The sequence below is a fragment of the Pantoea sp. MHSD4 genome, from assembly GCF_021043305.1.
Lineage (GTDB): Bacteria > Pseudomonadota > Gammaproteobacteria > Enterobacterales > Enterobacteriaceae > Pantoea > Pantoea eucalypti.
Window position 1 is genome coordinate 122511 of record NZ_JAJNDH010000003.1, and the last position, 19731, is coordinate 142241.

16 protein-coding genes, 1 tRNA gene and 2 pseudogenes are annotated in these 19731 nt (G+C 55.0%); 12 read left to right on the forward strand and 7 right to left on the reverse strand.

What is annotated here, in order from left to right; genetic code table 11:
- Positions 1-218: 218 nt before the first annotated feature.
- The 8 genes and pseudogenes from LQK91_RS11060 to LQK91_RS11095 form a co-directional block, all read left to right on the forward strand.
- The gene (locus LQK91_RS11060; protein ID WP_033763387.1) at positions 219-1244 is read left to right on the forward strand and encodes a LacI family DNA-binding transcriptional regulator; all 1026 of its coding nucleotides are present in this window, start codon (positions 219-221) and stop codon (positions 1242-1244) included.
- A 150-nt stretch (positions 1245-1394) separates the two neighbouring features.
- Positions 1395-2312, forward strand: coding sequence for a TIM barrel protein (locus LQK91_RS11065; RefSeq protein WP_003855640.1), 918 nt, complete (start codon positions 1395-1397; stop codon positions 2310-2312).
- A 10-nt stretch (positions 2313-2322) separates the two neighbouring features.
- Positions 2323-3492, forward strand: a complete 1170-nt coding sequence (locus tag LQK91_RS11070) for a Gfo/Idh/MocA family protein (RefSeq protein WP_003855639.1) — start codon at positions 2323-2325, stop codon at positions 3490-3492.
- Positions 3493-4499: 1007 nt separating this feature from the next.
- Positions 4500-5000, forward strand: coding sequence for a type VI secretion system contractile sheath small subunit (gene tssB, locus LQK91_RS11075; RefSeq protein WP_105099498.1), 501 nt, complete (start codon positions 4500-4502; stop codon positions 4998-5000).
- A 24-nt stretch (positions 5001-5024) separates the two neighbouring features.
- Positions 5025-6572, forward strand: coding sequence for a type VI secretion system contractile sheath large subunit (gene tssC, locus LQK91_RS11080; protein ID WP_105099499.1), 1548 nt, complete (start codon positions 5025-5027; stop codon positions 6570-6572).
- Positions 6573-6589: 17 nt separating this feature from the next.
- A complete protein-coding gene (gene tssK / locus LQK91_RS11085) occupies positions 6590-7930 on the forward strand; it encodes a type VI secretion system baseplate subunit TssK (protein WP_003855636.1) in 1341 nt (446 codons plus the stop codon).
- A pseudogene (tssL, locus tag LQK91_RS11090) lies at positions 7927-8421 on the forward strand (type VI secretion system protein TssL, short form); the annotation flags it as partial. The gene tssK and the pseudogene tssL, both read left to right, overlap by 4 nt.
- A pseudogene (locus LQK91_RS11095) lies at positions 8420-8686 on the forward strand (VasL domain-containing protein); the annotation flags it as partial. The pseudogenes tssL and LQK91_RS11095, both read left to right, overlap by 2 nt.
- 534 nt (positions 8687-9220) lie before the next feature.
- Here LQK91_RS11095 and LQK91_RS11100 read toward each other — a convergent pair.
- The 6 genes from LQK91_RS11100 to aspA all read right to left on the reverse strand — a co-directional run bounded on the left by LQK91_RS11100 (position 9221) and on the right by aspA (position 14949).
- Positions 9221-9296: transfer RNA gene (locus LQK91_RS11100), tRNA-Phe, on the reverse strand.
- A gap of 107 nt (positions 9297-9403) precedes the next feature.
- Positions 9404-9982, reverse strand: a complete 579-nt coding sequence (dicD, locus tag LQK91_RS11105) for a division control transcriptional repressor DicD (RefSeq protein ID WP_003848326.1) — start codon at positions 9980-9982, stop codon at positions 9404-9406.
- A 62-nt stretch (positions 9983-10044) separates the two neighbouring features.
- Positions 10045-11745, reverse strand: a complete 1701-nt coding sequence (locus tag LQK91_RS11110; RefSeq protein ID WP_039658960.1) for a protein-disulfide reductase DsbD — start codon at positions 11743-11745, stop codon at positions 10045-10047.
- Positions 11721-12035, reverse strand: a complete 315-nt coding sequence (gene cutA / locus LQK91_RS11115) for a divalent cation tolerance protein CutA (RefSeq protein ID WP_003848322.1) — start codon at positions 12033-12035, stop codon at positions 11721-11723. Before cutA ends, LQK91_RS11110 begins: the two co-directional genes overlap by 25 nt.
- A gap of 64 nt (positions 12036-12099) precedes the next feature.
- Entirely contained in the window at positions 12100-13401 is a 1302-nt protein-coding gene (locus LQK91_RS11120) for an anaerobic C4-dicarboxylate transporter (RefSeq protein ID WP_008925391.1), read from the reverse strand.
- 111 nt (positions 13402-13512) lie between these two features.
- Positions 13513-14949, reverse strand: coding sequence for an aspartate ammonia-lyase (gene aspA / locus LQK91_RS11125; protein WP_003848319.1), 1437 nt, complete (start codon positions 14947-14949; stop codon positions 13513-13515).
- A 328-nt stretch (positions 14950-15277) separates the two neighbouring features.
- Between aspA and LQK91_RS11130 the strand changes: the two genes are divergently transcribed.
- From LQK91_RS11130 to LQK91_RS11145, 4 genes are all read left to right on the forward strand, one after another.
- Positions 15278-15739, forward strand: coding sequence for an FxsA family protein (locus LQK91_RS11130; RefSeq protein ID WP_181405311.1), 462 nt, complete (start codon positions 15278-15280; stop codon positions 15737-15739).
- A 229-nt stretch (positions 15740-15968) separates the two neighbouring features.
- Positions 15969-16262: a co-chaperone GroES gene (locus LQK91_RS11135; protein WP_003848316.1), complete on the forward strand. Its 294-nt coding sequence runs from the start codon at positions 15969-15971 to the stop codon at positions 16260-16262.
- A 49-nt stretch (positions 16263-16311) separates the two neighbouring features.
- Positions 16312-17961 (forward strand): chaperonin GroEL, encoded by a 1650-nt coding sequence (groL, locus tag LQK91_RS11140; RefSeq protein WP_008925393.1) that lies wholly within the window; start codon positions 16312-16314, stop codon positions 17959-17961.
- A gap of 323 nt (positions 17962-18284) precedes the next feature.
- Positions 18285-18632 carry a DUF4156 domain-containing protein gene (locus LQK91_RS11145; protein WP_008925394.1) on the forward strand — a complete coding sequence of 116 codons (348 nt, stop codon included), beginning with the start codon at positions 18285-18287 and terminating at the stop codon, positions 18630-18632.
- Positions 18633-18685: 53 nt separating this feature from the next.
- Here the strand turns inward: LQK91_RS11145 and epmB are convergent, their stop codons facing one another.
- Positions 18686-19714, reverse strand: a complete 1029-nt coding sequence (epmB, locus tag LQK91_RS11150) for an EF-P beta-lysylation protein EpmB (protein ID WP_078804852.1) — start codon at positions 19712-19714, stop codon at positions 18686-18688.
- Between the last annotated feature and the right edge of the window lie 17 nt (positions 19715-19731).

The window sequence follows — 19731 nt, forward strand, 5'->3', positions numbered from 1 at the left end:
GTGGGATTTTTATCCGTTTTAGCAAATAGATGTTTTGAAGAGAATGCAGAAAGAAATGAATGTTTCATTTTGCGAGGGTGATCAAGGTTAGCACTGATTTTCTATCAAAAAAATGAGAGGAAATGGCCGTGTCACGATAAAGTGTTGATGGCTTATTTAACAGAATCTAAAAGCGTAGCCGTCAGCTAACGCTACCGATAGCAGCAGGGAGAAGGATAATGTCTAAAGTGACGATGACCGCGATCGCGCAGGCGGCGGGCGTGGGTGTGGCGACGGTAGACCGGGTGCTGAACCGCCGTGCGCCGGTTCGCAGCTTGACTGAGCAGAAGGTGCTGGCGGCGGCGCGCGAGCTGGGTTATCGCCTGACGCAGGCACACAGTCAGGCCATCCCGACGCTGGCTGAGGCTCCACTGCGCGTGAGCTTTATCCTGCTGCCTGCCCGCTATTCATTTTATCAGCAACTGGGCGAAGCGCTGAAACAGCAGCTTAAGATGCATCAGCCACAGGGCCGCGAGCCTGAATTCTGCTGGCATGACATTCACGAAGTGGACGCGGTGGCGCAGTCGCTGCGTCAGCTGGCTCAGTGCAGTGATGTGATTGCGCTGGTGGCGCTGGATCATCCGCTGATTCGTCATGCCATTCAGGATGTGTCACGACTGGGTGTTCGGGTTTACGCGCTATTCTCCGATTTCTCGCCCTGTGAGCATGCGGGGTTTATCGGCATTGATAATCAAAAAGCGGGGCGCACTGCCGCATGGATGGCGCAGCATCTGCTGCGTAAGCCGGGATGCGTCGGAGTACTGCTGGGCGATCACCGCTTTACCTGCCAGGAGAGCAGCGAGATCAGTTTTCGCTCCTATCTGCGTGAGTCGGGCATCAGTCAGCGGGTACTGGAACCGTTAAAGACTTTTGAGTCGTCAGAGGGTGGCTATCAGGCAACCCGCCAACTGCTGGAGACCCATGATGATCTGGTGATGATTTATGCGCCCTGCGGCGGCATAGAGGGTGTGGTGCGGGCGCTGCGTGAGAGCGGGCGCCGGGAGATCGATCTGCTGTGCCACGGTCCGCTGCCGGGTGATGAACTGGCGCTGATTGACGGCACCATCACGCTGATGCTGCGTCATCGCCTTGATGCCATGGCAGAGGCGGTCATACATACTTGTCTCCACAGCCGATCGGAGCAGCACGACCATTTTGCGCAGGTCACCGTGCCGTTTGAGATCGTGACGCGTGAAAACCTGTAAAAAGAGCAGGTTAGCCTATATTTGATAGTAATCTATCATTTATCGCAATTTTTAAACGCGATCTCTATCAAAAAATGAAGCTTTCATTGTTGTCCAGGATGAAATTTTTATTTGATACTGCCCGCAGTTCTCACTGCACAGGCAGATATCATGACCTTTCATATTGCTAATGCGCCCTGTAGCTGGGGCGTGGATGATCCCGCTAATCCCTGGCTACCGCCGTTTCACAAAGTCCTGACCGAGGCCGCGCAGGCTGGCTACCCCAGCATCGAACTCGGCCCCTGGGGTTATCTGCCAGTGAATGCCGATGAGCTGACCCGGCAGCTTAATGCCCACTCGCTTTCGCTGGTGGCGGGGACGATTTTTGATGATTTAGTCAGTGAGGCGCATTTTCCGGCGCTGGTGACGCTGACTCACAATTTGTGTCGCACGCTCGCCAGCGTGCCGACAGCCGCCAGAACACCTGGAGCCAGCGCGCCTTATCTGGTGATCATCGACTTCGGCAATCCGGAGCGGGCGAAATATGCGGGTCAGTCAGAAAAAGCGCCACGCCTTTCCGCGGATGACTGGCAGTGCATGATGCAGCACATCACTATTCTGAGCGAGATTGCCTGGCAGGAGTATGGCGTGCGGCCAGTGATCCATCCGCATGCGGGTGGCTGCATAGAGTTTGCCGATGAGCTGGCGCAGCTGGTCTCTGACATTCCGCATGAGGTCGCTGGTTTATGCCTGGATACGGGCCATCTCTATTACGCCGGCATGGATCCGGTGGCGTCGCTGGAACAGTACTGGTCGCGCATCGATTACCTTCATTTTAAAGACGTCAATCAGCAGATCTGGCGTGACGCGCGCTCTCGCGGACTCGACTTTTTCACCGCCTGCGCACAGGGCGTGATGTGTCCGCTCGGGCAGGGCGCAATCGACTATCCGGCGGTGCGTAGGCTGCTGACTGAGCGTAATTATCAGGGCTGGATCACCATCGAACAGGAGCGTGATCCGCGCCATGCCGACACCAGCCTGCGGGATGTTAAAGCCAGCCTGGACTATCTCCGATCAACCGGATTCTGAGGACAACAGCATGATTAACGGTAAAAAAGCGGCTAATCGCTCACTTCGCTGGGGCATGATCGGTGGCGGCGGCACCAGTCAGATTGGTTATATCCATCGTTCGGCGGCACAGCGTGACGGTAACTTTGTGCTGCTGGCGGGCGCGTTTGATCTTGATGCGGTACGTGGGCGCGAGTTCGGTCAGGCGCTGGGTGTGGCACCTGAACGCTGTTATCCTGATTATGCCAGCCTGTTCGCCGGGGAAGCAGGGCGCGAAGATGGCATAGAAGCGGTGTCGATCGCCACACCTAACAATACCCATTTCGCCATCTGTCGGGCGGCACTCAATGCCGGGCTACATGTTGTATGCGAGAAGCCGCTCTGTTTTACGGTCGAAGAGGCCGATGAGCTGGAGCAGCTAAGTCGTGAGAAGCAGAAAATTATTGGCGTCACTTATGGTTATGCCGGGCATCAGTTGGTTCATCAGGCCAGAGAGATGATTGCCGAAGGGGCCCTGGGAGAGATCCGCATCGTGAATATGCAGTTTGCTCATGGCTTCCATAATGAAGCGGTGGAGCTACAGAGTGAAAGCACCCGCTGGCGGGTCGATCCGCGTTTTGTTGGCCCGAGTTACGTGTTAGGCGATCTGGCGACGCATCCGCTATTTATCGCTGAAACGATGTTGCCGCAGTTAAAAGTGACGCGTCTGCTCTGTTCCCGCCAGAGCTTTGTCACGTCGCGTGCACCACTGGAGGATAACGCCTTTGTGATGATGGAGTATGACAACGGCGCGGTCGGCACGCTCTGGGCGTCGGCGGTAAATGCCGGATCGATGCATGGGCAGAAGATCCGCGTGGTTGGATCGAAAGCCAGTCTGGAGTGGTGGGATGAGCAGCCAAACCAGCTGCGATACGAAGTGCAGGGCGAACCCGTGCGGATTCTGGAGCGCGGCATGGGCTATCTCAGCCCGCGCGCGCTGGAAGAGGACCGCATTGGCGGAGGGCACTCCGAGGGATTATTTGAAGCCTGGTCGAATCTTTATCGCCGCTTCGCACTGGCTATGGATGCGACCGATCGCCACGACTCTGCCTTCCTTGAGGATTTCTGGTATCCCGATGTGCATGCCGGATTAGCGGGCGTGCGCTGGGTGGCGCAATGCGTGAAATCAGCGGATGCCGGAGCGGTGTGGGTGGCGTGCTGAAGCGAATATAACGTGAGCGAGCAGACTTTACGGCTGCGGTATAAAGTTAAGCGCTATCTCCTGTGACTGAGCATAAACCGGTTGGATCCGGGCCAGACAGCCCGTATTGGCCGGTTAATTTACTTAAAGCCCGGAACGATGACTGACAGGAAAAGTAAGCAGCAGAGCATGAGGAGTTCCAGAAATCCGATTACCTGTGCAGAGATATAGTACCTGGACGCATGACCGCCGGAGCATTAAATAATTCTGTTAAACGCTGCACATCTCATCATTGTCTGACTCACTCTGTCTGCATCCGAACGATTGTTGTTCCTGCTCATGTTTATTCAGCAGCGGCTAACATGTGCAGGTCGCAGACGTGATTTCTATTTCCCCCTCATTCATATCGTGTCATTGCACGCGTCATTTCACTATTCCGGAAACAATCTGTTAACCAGCGTTGTCATTTTAGTTCAGCAAAATAAATAACACCGATTTAACCAAGCGATTAATTTTTATTGAAACACAGTAAATGCTGTTTGTTTTTTTAAATATTTATCTTCTCCTGCTTCCCGTTTATTGAATAAAGCCATAAATCAGATATTTCGCGCAACTGATGGAAAATCGTACTGCTTAGTGATTAATGTAAATCAGCCGCTTACTGCACACCCTTATTCTGTAAGACCTTATCGGGATTCGCAGGAAAATTCTTATAAATCATCATGATGATTCGGGCTTGTTAAAATCAGCATCGGTAATATTCTGTTACATATTTCCGTTTACGCTCAGGCATTCAACGTTCCTACACTCCGTCTACTGGGTTTTATCTGAATTTTTTCATTTCAGACAAATGACTCAGAAATACCGTGTCGACATGCTGGTGAAGGGAATACGCCCGCTTTTAATTCCGGATTTCTGATTTACGTCGGATGACGTGAAACGTGAAGCTGTTCTGGCCGGGTCTTACTTTTCCGTTTATTTCTCACTGGCACTGACCGCTTCTGTCAATTCATAGAACAGGGACAACCATGTCTGACTCTTCCTTTCAGTCCGAAATACCCAAAGCGCGCATTAATTTAAAACTTGATTTGCACACGGGAGGCGCAGGCAAAAAAACCGAGCTCCCGCTGAAATTACTGGTGGCGGGCGACTTCAGTAACGGTCAGGCGTCTGCGCCCCTGTCCGAGCGCAAAAAAATTAACCTGAATAAAAATAACTTTGACGCCGTGCTTTCTGAATATTCCCCGAAAGTAAACCTGACGGTTAAAAACACGCTGGCCGGTGACGGCAGCGAAGACAACATCAGCCTGACCTTCCGTAGCATGAAGGATTTCACCCCGGAGCAGGTCTCCTGCCAGATTCCCCAGCTGAAAGCCATGCTTTCCATGCGAAGTTTACTGCGTGATTTAAAGGCGAACCTGCTGGACAACCAGACGTTCCGCAAAGCACTGGAAAACATCCTGCTCGACCCGACGCTAAGCGCAGAGCTCAGAGCCGAACTTTCAGCCCTGGCCCCTGAACAGCCATAACGATTTAACGGATTAATAAGGAAGATGCTGATGTCTGTACAAAACGGCAGTGCCGCGGCTGGCGAAGGTGTGGTGCAGGAACGTCCTGCAGCCGGCGGGATTTATGCCTCGCTGTTTGAAAAAATCAATCTGACGCCGGTCGCCGCGCTGAGTGCGCTGGACACCTGGCAGGACGCGCAGGCGATGTCGGAGGCCACGGCGGACGAGCGGCTGACGGCGGGCATGCAGGTTTTTCTGGAGTGCCTGACCAAGGCGGGCTCAAAGGTTGAAAAACTCGACAAACACCTGATTGACCACCATATCGCGGAGCTGGACTGGCAGATTAGCCGCCAGCTTGACGCCGTCATGCACCATGAGGCCTTTCAGGCAACAGAGAGCCTGTGGCGCGGCGTCAAATCCCTTGTCGACAAAACCGATTTTCGCCAGAACGTGAAGATTGAGCTGCTGGATATGTCCAAAGAAGACCTGCGTCAGGACTTCGAAGACAGCCCGGAAATCATCCAGAGCGGCCTCTATAAACACACCTATATCGATGAGTATGACACGCCGGGCGGGGAGCCGGTTGCCGCGCTGATTTCCGCTTACGAATTTGATGCGTCTGCGCAGGATGTCGCCCTGCTGCGCAGTATTTCCAAAGTGTCTGCCGCCGCGCACATGCCGTTTATCGGCTCTGCCGGCCCGAAATTCTTCCTGAAAGAGAGCATGGAGGAGGTGGCGTCCATCAGGGACATCGGCAACTACTTTGACCGCGCCGAATACATCAAGTGGAAATCGTTCCGCGAGACGGACGATGCCCGCTACATCGGTCTGGTGATGCCGCGCGTGCTGGGCCGGCTGCCGTACGGCCCGGACACCGTGCCGGTGCGCAGCTTCAGCTACGTGGAGGAAGTGAAAGGCCCGGATCACGACAAATACCTGTGGACCAGCGCCGCGTTTGCCTTTGCGTCCAACATGGTGCGCAGCTTCATCAGCAACGGCTGGTGTGTGCAGATCCGTGGCCCGCAGGCCGGGGGCGCCGTTCAGGACCTGCCGATTCATCTGTACGATCTGGGTACGGGTAATCAGGTGAAGATCCCGTCAGAGGTGATGATCCCGGAAACCCGCGAATTTGAGTTCGCAAACCTGGGCTTCATTCCGCTCTCTTACTATAAGAACCGCGATTACTCCTGCTTCTTCTCGGCAAACTCCACGCAGAAGCCGGCCCTGTATGACACCGCCGATGCGACGGCCAACAGCCGCATCAATGCCCGTCTGCCGTACATCTTCCTGCTGTCGCGTATTGCCCACTACCTGAAGCTGATCCAGCGCGAAAACATCGGCACCACCAAAGACCGCCGGCTGCTGGAGCTGGAGCTCAATACCTGGGTTCGCAGTCTGGTCACGGAGATGACCGATCCGGGCGACGAGCTGCAGGCCTCACACCCGCTGCGCGATGCGAAAGTGGTGGTGGAAGACATTGAGGATAACCCGGGCTTCTTCCGCGTGAAGCTGTATGCGGTGCCGCATTTTCAGGTGGAAGGGATGGACGTCAACCTGTCACTGGTTTCCCGGATGCCGAAGGCAAAATCGTAAGCTAAGGCAGGAAGCCAATGAGAACGGAACAGCCGTTATGGGGAAGAGGCGTGATGGTCTCTCCCCAGCACTTCCAGCAACAGGTCGCGTATGCGGCCTGGTCTGCCGAAGGTATCGCCCGAATGGGGTTATCACACCCCTGGGGCGTGATAAATGTCGCTTTTGAATCAGAAACGCTGAGGCTGGGCCGACTGCAGGCCCGCCATCTGCACCTTCGGTTCCCGGACGGCACGCTTATCGACACGGATAATGCTGACGATCTGCCACCGGTACTGGCACTTGAGGATGAATCACAGGACGTGGTGGTCGTTCTGGCTCTTCCGCTGATGCGCGCGAATGGCGGTAACTGCCTTAAACCTGATGAGGTGGCCGAGCGTCCGGTGCGCTACCGCCAGTGCTGGCGGGATGTCCGGAATATATTCGGGGAAGACACCCGTCAGATTGCGGTGATGCAGCCAGTGCTGACGCTGCGTTTCGCCCATCAGAACAACAGCGATTACCTGACCTGTCCGGTTGCCCGTCTCCAGCAGGATTCGCAGGGAGGCTGGGCACTTGATGACACCTGGCTTCCGCCCCTGCTGGCTCTGCAGGGCAGCCGCTGGCTGGTGACTCAGCTGGAGCAGCTGATGACGCAACTGCGTGCTCGTCTGAGTCGCCTGATGAATTTGCGTCGTGAAAGTAACGAACGCATGGCCGATTTTGCCGTGGCTGACGTCTCCCTTTTCTGGCTGCTCAATGCCCTGAACAGCGCTGAACCGGTACTCGGTCAGTTTCAGCGTCACCCGCAAAGCCCGGCTGAACGTCTGTATCCGGAGCTGGCGCGGCTTGCGGGAAGTCTTCTGACCTTCTCGCTGGAACACCAGGTCAGTGCCATTCCGGTCTGGCAGCATGAGCAGCTGAATAACGTCTTCCCGCCACTGTTTGATTTACTGGGCGATCTGCTTGAGGCCAGTCTGCCGTCGCGGGTGGTGGCTATTGAGCTTGAGCATGATGCCCGGCTTCACTTCTGGCAGGCCCGGCTGCATGACCCACGGCTGCGCGAAGGGGCTGATTACTATCTCTCCGTGCGTTCACCCATGCCGGTGGCCCGGTTGCAGGAACAGTTCCCGCGCCAGTGCAAGGCCGGCAGTCCCGATCACGTCAGGAGTATCGTCAATTCATCACGGACAGGCGTACCGCTGACGCCACTGCGCCATGTGCCTGCCGCCATTCCACTGCGTCTGGAAAACCAGTATTTCAGCCTTGATGTCTCTCATCCTCTGGCTATTGAAATGCTTCAGGGCGGCACCTGCATGTTTTACGTTCCGGGCATGCTCGGCGAGCCTGAACTTGAACTCTTTGCGGTACTGAGAACATGAGTAAGCGTAAACGTGGCGTGTCCGCGTCCATTGATATTGATGCCCTGCTGCAGAATACCTGGTTGCAGGTGATTAGCCTGTGTCACGGTCCGATATTCCAGGAGGGAGAGGGACGCCTGTTGTGGGAGTACTGCATTGCTGATGTCGAACGGGTGCAGCAGGCGCTGAAAGCGAAGGAACTCGATGAAGTCAGCTGTCAGCATATTCTCACTGCGCAGTGTGCGCTGCTTGATGAGGCAGTCAAAGGTCGCGGTGTGGAGGATGATGCCTGTGTGCAGTGGTATGACATTCCCCTGCAGGGACATTTCCTTGGCACCATGGACGCTGGCGATACGCTCTGTGATCGGATGCGGGATGTGCTGCGTGAGCCCGATCCTGACCATGCTGTCGTGACCTGCTTCCAGCGCGTCATGATACTGGGATTTCTCGGCAGTTTCCGATCGCTGAGTGACCCGGAGCGCCAGAAACTTGTCAGTGCACTCAGCGAACATGACGACGCTACAGAAATTGAGTGACAGGCTAAACGGGCTGGATGAGAAGAAGGGAAAATATATGACGGTGAGTGAGCTGAAGTCAGTGGTCTTTTCCTCAATGCAGTCATTTAATCGATCCATACCGGCTGAGGAGCAACTGCGCGAGTTGTCCGCAAATCCTGCCGTTTTACCCTTGCCTGTCACAGCCAGAGTTCAACTGGAGATGCACCTGAAACAATTGATAGCCCGCTATGCGGCAATTAAACAGACCGCTAAAGAGTAAGCGCGGGAGAAACTCGTTAATTCATCCGTTTACCCAAAGAAATATGGCGGGCGATCTGACCCACCACCAGAGATCACTGACCATCAAACGGAGTCAGGCACGAAATGCGGATCGGCTTTAGCGAAGATGAGTGGCATAAAAAAGTATTGCTGAGGTGTAGAATCTGGCGCTCCAGAACGCAAAAAACCCGCCAGAGGCGGGTTTCTTTAAATTTTGGTGCCCGAACCCGGATAAAAATGCCGGGAGCATTTTTGCATCGCGCGCCTGCGCGACCCGTAGGGCGAGCCACAGGATGTGGCGAGTATATCGAACCTTCGATAACGGGTTCGCTTCAGAACGCAAAAAACCCGCCAGAGGCGGGTTTCTTTAAATTTTGGTGCCCGAACCCGGACAAAAATGCCCGGAGCATTTTTGCATCGCGCGCCTGCGCGACCCGTAGGGCGAGCCACAGGATGTGGCGAGTGTATCGAACCTTCGATAACGGGTTCGCTCCAGAACGCAAAAAACCCGCCAGAGGCGGGTTTCTTTAAATTGTGGTGCCCGAACCCGGAATCGAACCAGGGACACGGGGATTTTCAATCCCCTGCTCTACCGACTGAGCTATTCGGGCAACGGGGCGCATTAAACCGTAAAGGCCGCGGGTCGTCAACGGCTTTCACTAAAAAACCCCAGGAAACGTGACTGATTGCCTGAATTTCAGTCAAAGCGGGTAAAACCTCAGGCCAGCGCGCCATTTTTGCGGCACAGCGCGATGCTGTAGACATCCTCCGCCAGCCGCTGAGCGGTGGCGACATCCTGCACATTACGCTTCACCAGTAGCCTGCTCAGACAACCTTCAAGGATCAGTTCCATCTGATCGGCCACCATACCTGGGTTATCCAGCTCCTGTTGCACCAGAATGTCATGGGTGAACTGCCATGAGCCGCGTTTTTGCTGCTCGGCCAGTTGATGGATGGGCTGATCGGGCTGAGGGTAGAAGCTACAGGCGGCGATAAACAGGCAGCCCGGGAAACGGCCTTTGCTGACCTGCTCACTCAGGACTTCATAGCGTGCCATCAGTTTCTGATCCGGCGACAGAGATTCATCCAGCAGAATCTGACGGCGCCAGGTTTCAATCTGCTGGCCGTGATAGCGGAGCGCATCATAAAGCAGCGCGTCGCGATCGGGCCAGAACTGCTGAAGCCGATCAAGCGTTAATTCAGTCTCTCCCGCCAGGGTTTCCAATGAGAGGGTGGCGGCGAGGCCGTTCTGTTCAAGCACATTCAATGCATGCTCGAGTATCTGTTCACGCTGCAAGTGACTCTCCTCTGGTATGCAGGCCCGGCAATTTCGCCGGGCAATGACCTGTCCAGTGTTGTTTATGGGGTAAGTTTCTGCAAATGCGCCTGGAAATCGGCGGCATTGAGAAACCCGGTGATGCGCGAGTCGGGGATTTCACGGCCCTGCGCATCAAAGAACAAAATGGTCGGTAAGCCCAGCACCCGAAGGTGCTGCAACAGCGCGTTGTCGCTGGCGCTGTTGGCTGTGACGTTAGCCTGTAGTAGCTGTACCTTGCTCAGGCTATCGCGCACGGCGCTATCACTAAAGGTATATTTTTCAAACTCCTTGCAGGCGACGCACCAGTCTGCGTAGAGATCGACCATAGTGATGCGACCATGTGCCTGCTGCAGCGCGCTATCGAGTTGTTGCGGCGTCTGGAGGGACTGGAACGGCAGCGGTGCCACAGCATGCTGTACCGCCTGACCGCCAAATGCCCAGTCCTGTAACGGACGTGCGCTGATTAACGCCGCAGCCAGCATGACAATCTGCACCACGCGCCACTTACCGCTGCTGGCACGCAGGCTGACGCTGAACGCCCAGCCAAAGAACGCCACGCCAAGCAGACTCCAGAGTCGCAATCCCCACACGTCGCCCAGTACCCGCTCAAGCAGGAAGACTGGCAACGCCAGGATGACAAAACCAAAGCCCTCTTTGACGGTTTGCATCCACGGACCGCTTTTCGGCAGCAGTCGATTTCCAGACAGGGTTACAGCGATCAGCGGTAATCCCATGCCGACCGCGTAGAGCCACAGCGTCCCGGCACCGGCCCAAAGATTTCCGCTCTGCGCGATATAAAGCAAAATAGCGCTAAGCGGGGCAGTGGTGCAGGGCGAGCAGATCAAGCCGGCCAGCGCGCCCATCAGAAAGACGCCGGGCAGCGATCCCCCCTGCTGACGATTGCTCCACAGTGTCAGACGGGTTTGCAGGCTCGAGGGCAGTTGCAGCGTAAACAGGCCGAACATCGACAGGGCCAGCACGATAAACAGCACGGAGAGCGTCAACAGCACATATGGGTGCTGCAACGCGGCCTGGAAGCGCAGGCCCGCGGCCGCGACCACCAGGCCCAGCAGCGTATAGGTCAGCGCCATTCCCTGAACATAAACCATCGCCAGCGCAAATAGCCGGCCCAGCGAATAGTGGCGATTTCCGCCCAGGATAATGCCGGAGATCAGCGGATACATCGGCAGCACACAGGGCGTAAATGCCACGCCGATGCCGATCAGCAGCGCCCAGAGCGGGGAAAAGGGCAGCGGATTAGCGGGCGTGGGCTGTGCACTGACCGGCGCAGGTGCGCTGCTGGCTGCTACCGCACTCACCGGTACGCTGCGCGTCTCGGGGGGATAACAGAACCCGGCGGCGGCACAACCCTGATATGTCACGCTGAGTGTGGCACCGGTGCCCGCCTGTTGCAGTATCACAGGCAGCGTCAGGTCCTGCGGATAGATCTCACTTTTGCCAAAGAATTCATCCTCATGCGGCTGACCAGCCGGTAGCGTCAGCGGCGCGAGGGTCGCGTTCTGCGGCGTGATGTGGATTTGCTGGCGATAGAGGTAATAGCCCGATTTCACTTTCCAGTGCAGATTAAGCTGAGCGCCCTGCTGGTCGAAGTCAAACGTAAACGCCTGATCAACGGGCACAAAGCGGCTGGTCGCCGGATTAGAAAAGAGGGATGCGTGCGCCTGCAGACAGATAAACAGCGTCAGCAGAAGCGTAATTAAGCGAGAGATGCGTGCAGCCATGACAAGTATTCACTATCTCCATGTTGAACCGGCAGCGCCAGCAATTCGGGGACATCGTAAGGGTGTGCTTCTTTAAGCAATTCACACAGCGCCTGCTGATGATCGCTGTCGCACTTCAGCAGCATCTGGATTTCGCTGCTCTTCTCCATTTTGCCCTGCCAGAGATACCAGGATGTGGCACCCGGCAGCAGTGTCACGCAGGCTGCCAGTCTGGCCTCCAGCGCTAAGGCGGCAAGATGGTCTGCCGTGGCCTGATCAGGCGCAGTGCAGAGGATAACGACAGCATTCATCCTGAGACTCCTGTTTAAAAGAGCGGCGATGATAGCACGCTCCATCCGTAACACGATGAGCGGGCTATAACAACAACCCACCGAAGACGAAGCCAGAGAGCACCGACAGCGCAATGGCAATTACCCCTGGAATGATAAAGGCATGGTTAAAGACAAACTTGCCAATCCGGGTTGAGCCCGTGTCATCCATCTCAACGGCGGCCAGCAGGGTCGGGTAGGTCGGCAGCACAAACAGCGCCGAAACGGCGGCGAAGGAGGCGATGGCCGTCAGCGGCGTCACGCCCAGCAGCAGCGCGGCGGGCATCAGGGCTTTGGTGGTGGCGGCCTGCGAATAGAGCAGCATCGAAGCGAAGAAGAGCACCAGTGCCAGCATCCATGGATAGGTTTTTAGCGTATCACCTGCCAGCATCTGAATCTCGGCCAGATGCGCTTTTACAAAGGTATCACCCAGCCAGGCGACGCCCATTACGCAGATACAGGCGCTCATGCCGGATTTAAAGGTGCTGGCACTGAGGATCTCACTGGTGTCGAGTTTGCAGGTCAGGCTGATGAGTGTGGCGATGGTCAGCATAAACACCACAATCGCTTCATTGCGCGGCAGCGGTGGATTGACGATTAACCCGACGCTGGCGCTGGTTGCGGTGGCATAGAGCACCACAGCCACAATGCCAGTCAGAAACAGCAGCACCGATTTTTTCGCGCCCGGTTTTGCCTGGTAACGGCTGGCGCCGCGCAGCGTGACTTCACCTTTGGCGAGGCGGGCCTGATAAACCTCATCATCTTTCAGCTCACGGCCTAAGAAGTTAGTCACCAGCGCGGCCAGGAAGAGACCCACCATGGTTGAGGGGATGGCAATCGCCAGCAGGGTGATATAGCCGATACCGCGCGGTTCAAGCAGTGTGGCGAAGAAGACCACGGCGGCTGAAATCGGTGACGCAGTAATCGCTATTTGTGAAGCCACTACTGCAATCGACAGCGGCCGGGAAGGGCGTACGCCTTGCTCCTTCGCCACTTCCGCAATCACTGGCAGCGTCGAGAACGCAGTATGACCCGTACCGGCCAGCAGCGTCATCAGGTAGGTGACCAGCGGGGCCAGCAGCGTGACATGGCGCGGATGACGCCGCAGCAGGCGTTCAGCCAGGCTGACGAGATAATCCATGCCGCCGGCCACCTGCATCGCAGCGATAGCCGCGATCACCGCCATGATGATTTCAATCACATCGAACGGGATAGCGCCGGGTGCCATGCCAAATCCCAGCGTCAGGATCAACACGCCCATCCCGCCAGCAAAGCCAATGCCAATGCCGCCAAGACGTGCGCCCAACCAGATCGCCATCAAGACGATAATCAGCTCAACCACAAACATGAATCACTCCTGAACATTAAATCGGTAAAACCGGGGTGTGCTGTGTACCAAAAAAAAAGGCACACCGTTTTGATCGCGGTGTGCCTTTGGTTAACCAGCGTCGGTTAAGCCTTACTGTTCGTTTTCATCGGTATAACGTTTGGCTTTATAAACCGGGTACATCAGGTTCTGTACCGAGAAGATATCGTCCAGTTCACTTTCCGTCAGCAGACCACGCTCCAGCACGACCTCGCGCACGCTTTTACCGGTTTCCGCACAGATTTTGCCGACGATGTCGCCATTGTGGTGGCCGATGTAAGGGTTGAGGTAAGTGACGATACCAATCGAGTTAAAGACATAGGCTTCGCACACCGCGCGGTTGGCGGTAATGCCGTTGACGCACTTCTCCAGCAGGTTGTAGCAGGCGTTAGTCAGGATGCTGATTGACTCAAACAGCGCCTGGCCAATAACTGGCTCCATCACGTTGAGCTGCAGCTGGCCCGCTTCAGAGGCCATCGTGACGGTGATGTCATTGCCAATCACTTTAAAGCAAACCTGGTTTACCACTTCCGGCACCACCGGATTGACCTTGGCTGGCATGATGGAGGAGCCCGCCTGCAGCTCTGGCAGGTTGATTTCGTTCAGACCCGCGCGCGGACCGGATGAGAGCAGGCGCAGGTCGTTACAGATTTTGGAGAGCTTCACGGCCAGACGTTTGAGTGACGAATGGACCATCACATAAGCGCCGCAGTCAGAGGTGGCTTCAATCAGATCTTCCGCCGGTACTACTGGCAGGTTGCTGACTTCCGCCAGACGCTGTACAGCCAGATGCTGATAGCCATCCGGCGTATTGAGACGGGTACCGATGGCAGTCGCGCCCAGGTTCACTTCCAGCAGCAGTTCAGCGGTGCGCAGAATACTTTTGGTTTCTTCGTTCAGCAGTACGCTGAACGCGTGAAACTCCTGACCGAGAGTCATCGGCACGGCATCCTGTAGCTGGGTGCGGCCCATTTTCAGGATGGTCTGGAATTCATCAGCTTTGTGCTGGAAGCCTTCGGCCAGCTGGCTGATGCCATCAAGCAGTTTCAGCAGCGAGCTGTAGACCGCGATGCGGAAACCGGTTGGATAGGCGTCGTTGGTAGACTGGCATTTGTTCACATGATCGTTGGGGTTGAGGTACTGATATTCCCCTTTCTGGTGGCCCATCAGCTCCAGGCCGATGTTCGCCAGCACCTCATTGGTGTTCATGTTGACCGAGGTTCCGGCACCGCCCTGATAGACATCAACAGGGAACTGGTCCATACAGCGGCCGTTGTTCAGCACTTCGTCGCAGGCTTTAATGATGGTATCGGCAATGTTGCGCGGAATAGTCTGCAGCTCTTTATTGGCCATCGCCGCTGCTTTTTTGACCATCACCATGCCACGGACAAATTCAGGAATGTCACTGATTTTGCTGTTGCTGATATAAAAGTTCTCAATCGCACGCAGAGTATGAACGCCATAGTAGGCATCCGCCGGAACTTCGCGCATGCCTAACAGGTCTTCTTCGATACGAATGTTGTTCGCCATGATAACCTTCTTATTGTTGCCGCTAACCATCACAAAGGATGTGTTTATTTTGTCGTGGTGTGCCCGTGCCGACATATTATCCGTCTTCAAAGGGGCGTGTGCGATCATATTCTGATGCTTAAGAAAAGCACGCATGCAGATCACTTAATGCTGCAGTCTGGTTAACGATATGTGAAGTTGGTTACAAAATTAACCCCGCAGGATAAATTTGATACGATCGGTTGAAAATGGCGGCGCGGGTGCCCATCTCTTTTCTTATCATCCTCAGGATGAATGCTTTCTGCTGACCGGCACGCTGCCGTTCAGCCCCTACTTACAGGAGAGTACGGTGCGCTGGATACCGTTATTAGTCTTTTTTATTCTGGCCTGGATTGAGATTTCACTCTTCATTCAGGTGGCACACGTCATGGGCGTGCTGCTTACCATGCTTCTGGTGGTGTTCACCTCGTGCATCGGAGTGTCGCTGGTCAAAAATCAGGGCATGAAGAACTTTATGCTGATGCAGGAGAAGCTGGCGCGTAATGAAAGCCCGGCCAGTGAGATGATCAAAAGCGTGTCACTGATCATCGCGGGCTTCCTGCTGCTGTTGCCTGGCTTCTTCACTGATCTGCTGGGTCTGTTGCTGTTGCTGCCACCGGTGCAGAAGCATCTGACGCTGAAACTGATGCCCCATCTGCGCGTCTGGCGCGGACCGGGTGCTGGCCCTGACAGCGGCTATACCATGGATGGCGAGTTCGAGCGTAAAAATAGCGATCGCCTTGAGCACCATGACGATCACAAGGATCGTTAACCGCAGTTTAAGCCTCTGAAAGCGCAACCTCCGGGTTGCGTTTTTTATTTACCCCATCATCTGTTTAAAAAGTCACCACTTATCACATCCGGATAAAAAAATTTGTTGTCCGCCCCCTTGAAAGTGGGTGGTGGCGGCCCTATCTCTCTGGTCACGAGGCCGGAAGCCATGCAGCCCGGTGTTCAACCCCAAAACTGAATGATTGGACTTCTCAAAGGAGAGCTATCAAATGAAAATTCGTCCATTGCACGATCGCGTCATCGTCAAGCGTAAAGAAGTTGAAGCTAAATCAGCTGGCGGCATCGTGCTGACCGGTTCTGCAGCCGGTAAATCCACCCGTGGTGAAGTTCTGGCTGTCGGCAATGGTCGCATCCTTGAGAGTGGCGACGTTAAGCCGCTGGACGTGAAGGTTGGTGACGTCGTGATCTTCAATGAAGGTTACGGTGCTAAAACCGAGAAAATCGACAACGAAGAGGTGCTTATCATCTCTGAGAGCGACATTCTGGCCGTTGTTGAAGCGTAATTTTTACGCGTAATTCACTGAACGAAACGAATTTAAGGGATATTTAAAGATGGCAGCTAAAGACGTAAAATTCGGTAATGACGCACGCGTAAAAATGCTGCGTGGCGTGAACGTACTGGCAGATGCAGTAAAAGTTACCCTGGGCCCGAAAGGCCGTAACGTGGTTCTGGATAAATCTTTTGGTGCACCGACCATCACTAAAGATGGTGTTTCTGTGGCACGTGAAATCGAGCTGGAAGACAAGTTCGAGAACATGGGCGCGCAGATGGTGAAAGAAGTGGCCTCTAAAGCGAACGACGCTGCAGGCGACGGTACCACCACTGCAACCGTACTGGCTCAGTCTATCATCACCGAAGGCCTGAAAGCGGTCGCAGCGGGTATGAACCCGATGGATCTGAAGCGCGGTATCGACCAGGCGGTTATCGCTGCAGTTGAGAAACTGAAAGCGCTGTCTGTGCCTTGCTCAGACTCTAAAGCCATTGCGCAGGTGGGTACCATCTCTGCTAACTCCGATGAAACTGTAGGCCAGCTGATTGCTCAGGCGATGGAAAAAGTCGGTAAAGAAGGCGTGATCACCGTTGAAGAAGGCACCGGCCTGCAGGATGAGCTGGATGTGGTTGAAGGTATGCAGTTTGATCGCGGCTACCTCTCTCCTTACTTCATCAACAAGCCAGAAACCGGTGCGATTGAACTGGAATCTCCGTTCATCCTGCTGGCTGACAAGAAAATTTCTAACATCCGTGAAATGCTGCCAGTGCTGGAAGCCGTTGCGAAAGCAGGCAAACCACTGCTGATCATCGCGGAAGATGTTGAAGGCGAAGCGCTGGCAACGCTGGTGGTTAACACCATGCGTGGCATCGTGAAAGTGGCTGCTGTGAAAGCACCAGGCTTCGGCGACCGTCGTAAAGCGATGCTGCAGGATATCGCTATCCTGACCGGTGGTACCGTGATCTCTGAAGAGATCGGTATGGAGCTGGAAAAAGCGGCTCTGGAAGATCTGGGCCAGGCTAAACGCGTTGTGATTAACAAAGACACCACCACCATCATCGACGGTGTGGGTGAAGAAGCGACAATCCAGGGCCGTGTCACCCAGATTCGTCAGCAGATCGAAGAAGCAACCTCTGACTACGACAAAGAAAAACTGCAGGAGCGCGTAGCGAAACTGGCAGGCGGCGTAGCCGTTCTGAAAGTAGGCGCAGCAACTGAAGTTGAAATGAAAGAGAAGAAAGCCCGCGTTGAAGATGCGCTGCACGCAACCCGTGCTGCTGTAGAAGAAGGCGTGGTTGCAGGTGGTGGTGTGGCGCTGGTTCGCGTTGCAGCACAGCTGGCGGATCTGCGTGGTCAGAACGAAGATCAGAACGTCGGTATCAAAGTTGCGCTGCGCGCGATGGAATCTCCACTGCGTCAGATCGTGTCTAACGCCGGTGAAGAGCCATCTGTTGTTGCTAACAACGTGAAAGCGGGCGACGGTAACTACGGTTACAACGCGCAGACTGAAGAGTATGGCAACATGATCGACTTCGGTATCCTGGACCCAACCAAAGTGACCCGTTCTGCTCTGCAGTACGCGGCCTCAGTTGCAGGTCTGATGATCACCACCGAATGTATGGTCACTGACATGCCTAAAGGCGACGCACCTGATTTAGGCGGCGGCGCTGGCGGTATGGGTGGCATGGGCGGTATGGGCGGCATGATGTAATTGCCGTTGACTGCTTAAGTCATCACAGAACCCCCGATCGGAAACGGTCGGGGGTTTTTCTTTTGGGCGGGAAAATAGTATAAGTAATGTCGCAATCGTTCGTCTTTCCTCTTGATATCTTCCGCTGTCTGCACGCTGACTGCTGCCGCCTCGCCGGATGGACTTATTATCGTAAGTTACCGGGACGCGCCACTCTGCTGGCCTGAATACAGTATGAAATATGAAGATGATATAACGGGATTAAGGCAATGAATGTTCAGAAAAAAGAGATCTTTTTCTGCTACGCTGCCACCCGACTCTGATGATAATAAATGGGGATTACAATGCGGATTAACCTCTTGCTCGGACTGACGGCTGGCGCGTTATTGCTGGCGGGCTGCAGCAGCTCTACGCAACTCTCTTCAGCGGGGCAGCGTGTGACGTTTACCGATCAGCAGCCTGGCAATAACTGTCAGCTTCTGGGCAATATCACCGGCTCACAGAGCAACTGGCTGAGCGGTGCAGGCGGTGAAACCAGCGCACTGCGTGGTGCGGCCAATGATCTGCGCAATCGTGCAGCCGAGATGGGCGGCAACGTGATTTATGGTGCCACCAGCCCGACGCAGAATCTGTTGTCCGCGTTCGCGCCACTCGACAGCAAAATGACTGGCCAGGTTTATAAGTGCCCATAATGTGAGTCGGGCATCCTACCGTATTCAACCGGCCAGCCTTGTGCTGGCCGTTTTTATTCCTGACGTAACTGCAAATCTAACGGTGTTTTACTCGGCTCACCGCCAATTTCACGCGCCAGCTTTGGCACCAGATAGCCGGAGACCTGTGAGAGCAGGGACCGAACCAGCTGGCGTGCCTCGTCGTCTGAGACAAAGAAATGCGCGGCGCCCTGGACTTTGTCCAGCACGTGCAGATAGTAGGGCAGAATACCGGCATCAAACAGCGCATTGCTCAGAGTAGCCAGCGTCTGGGCATTATCATTGATGCCACGCAGCAGCACGCTCTGATTCAGCAGGGTCACACCGGCACGCTTCAGCCTGGTCATCGACTCACGCAGCGCCTCATCAATCTCCTGCGCATGGTTAATATGCGTCACCATAATCACCTGCAGACGGGTATCGCTTAGCATCTGACAGAGCTGATCGGTAATACGCGCTGGTATAACGACCGGTAAGCGGCTGTGAATGCGCAGACGTTTGAGATGCGGGATCTGTTCCAGCGCGGCGATCAGCCAGGCGAGCTCATGATCTTTGGCCATCAGAGGATCGCCGCCGGAAAAAATGATCTCATCCAGCTCGGGATGTTCGGCGATATAGTCCAGTGCAGCCTGCCAGCTACGCTTATTGCCGGGATTATCCTGATAGGGAAAATGACGGCGGAAGCAGTAGCGGCAGTTAACGGCACAACCGCCTTTTACCAGCAATAATGCCCGGTTTCGGTATTTATGCAGCAATCCAGGCACAACGTTGCTTTGTTCATCGAGCGGATCGGTGCTATAACCTGGCGCATCGATGAATTCCTGGCGACGGGTCAGTACCTGAAGCAGCAGTGGGTCGTGCGCATCGCCTTTTTTCATCCGGCGGATGAACGCATGCGGTACCCGTAAGGCGAAAAGACGCCGCGCATCCGCACCTTCAGCCAGCTCGGTGTGCTGATCCAGGGCTAAAATCCGCAGTAATTCATCAGGTTCGGTGACAACATCCGCAAGTTGCTGCAACCAATCTTCTCTGGAAGGTGTTTTTAGGGTTACAATGTGTGCCATTTTTTTGGCTTAGTACC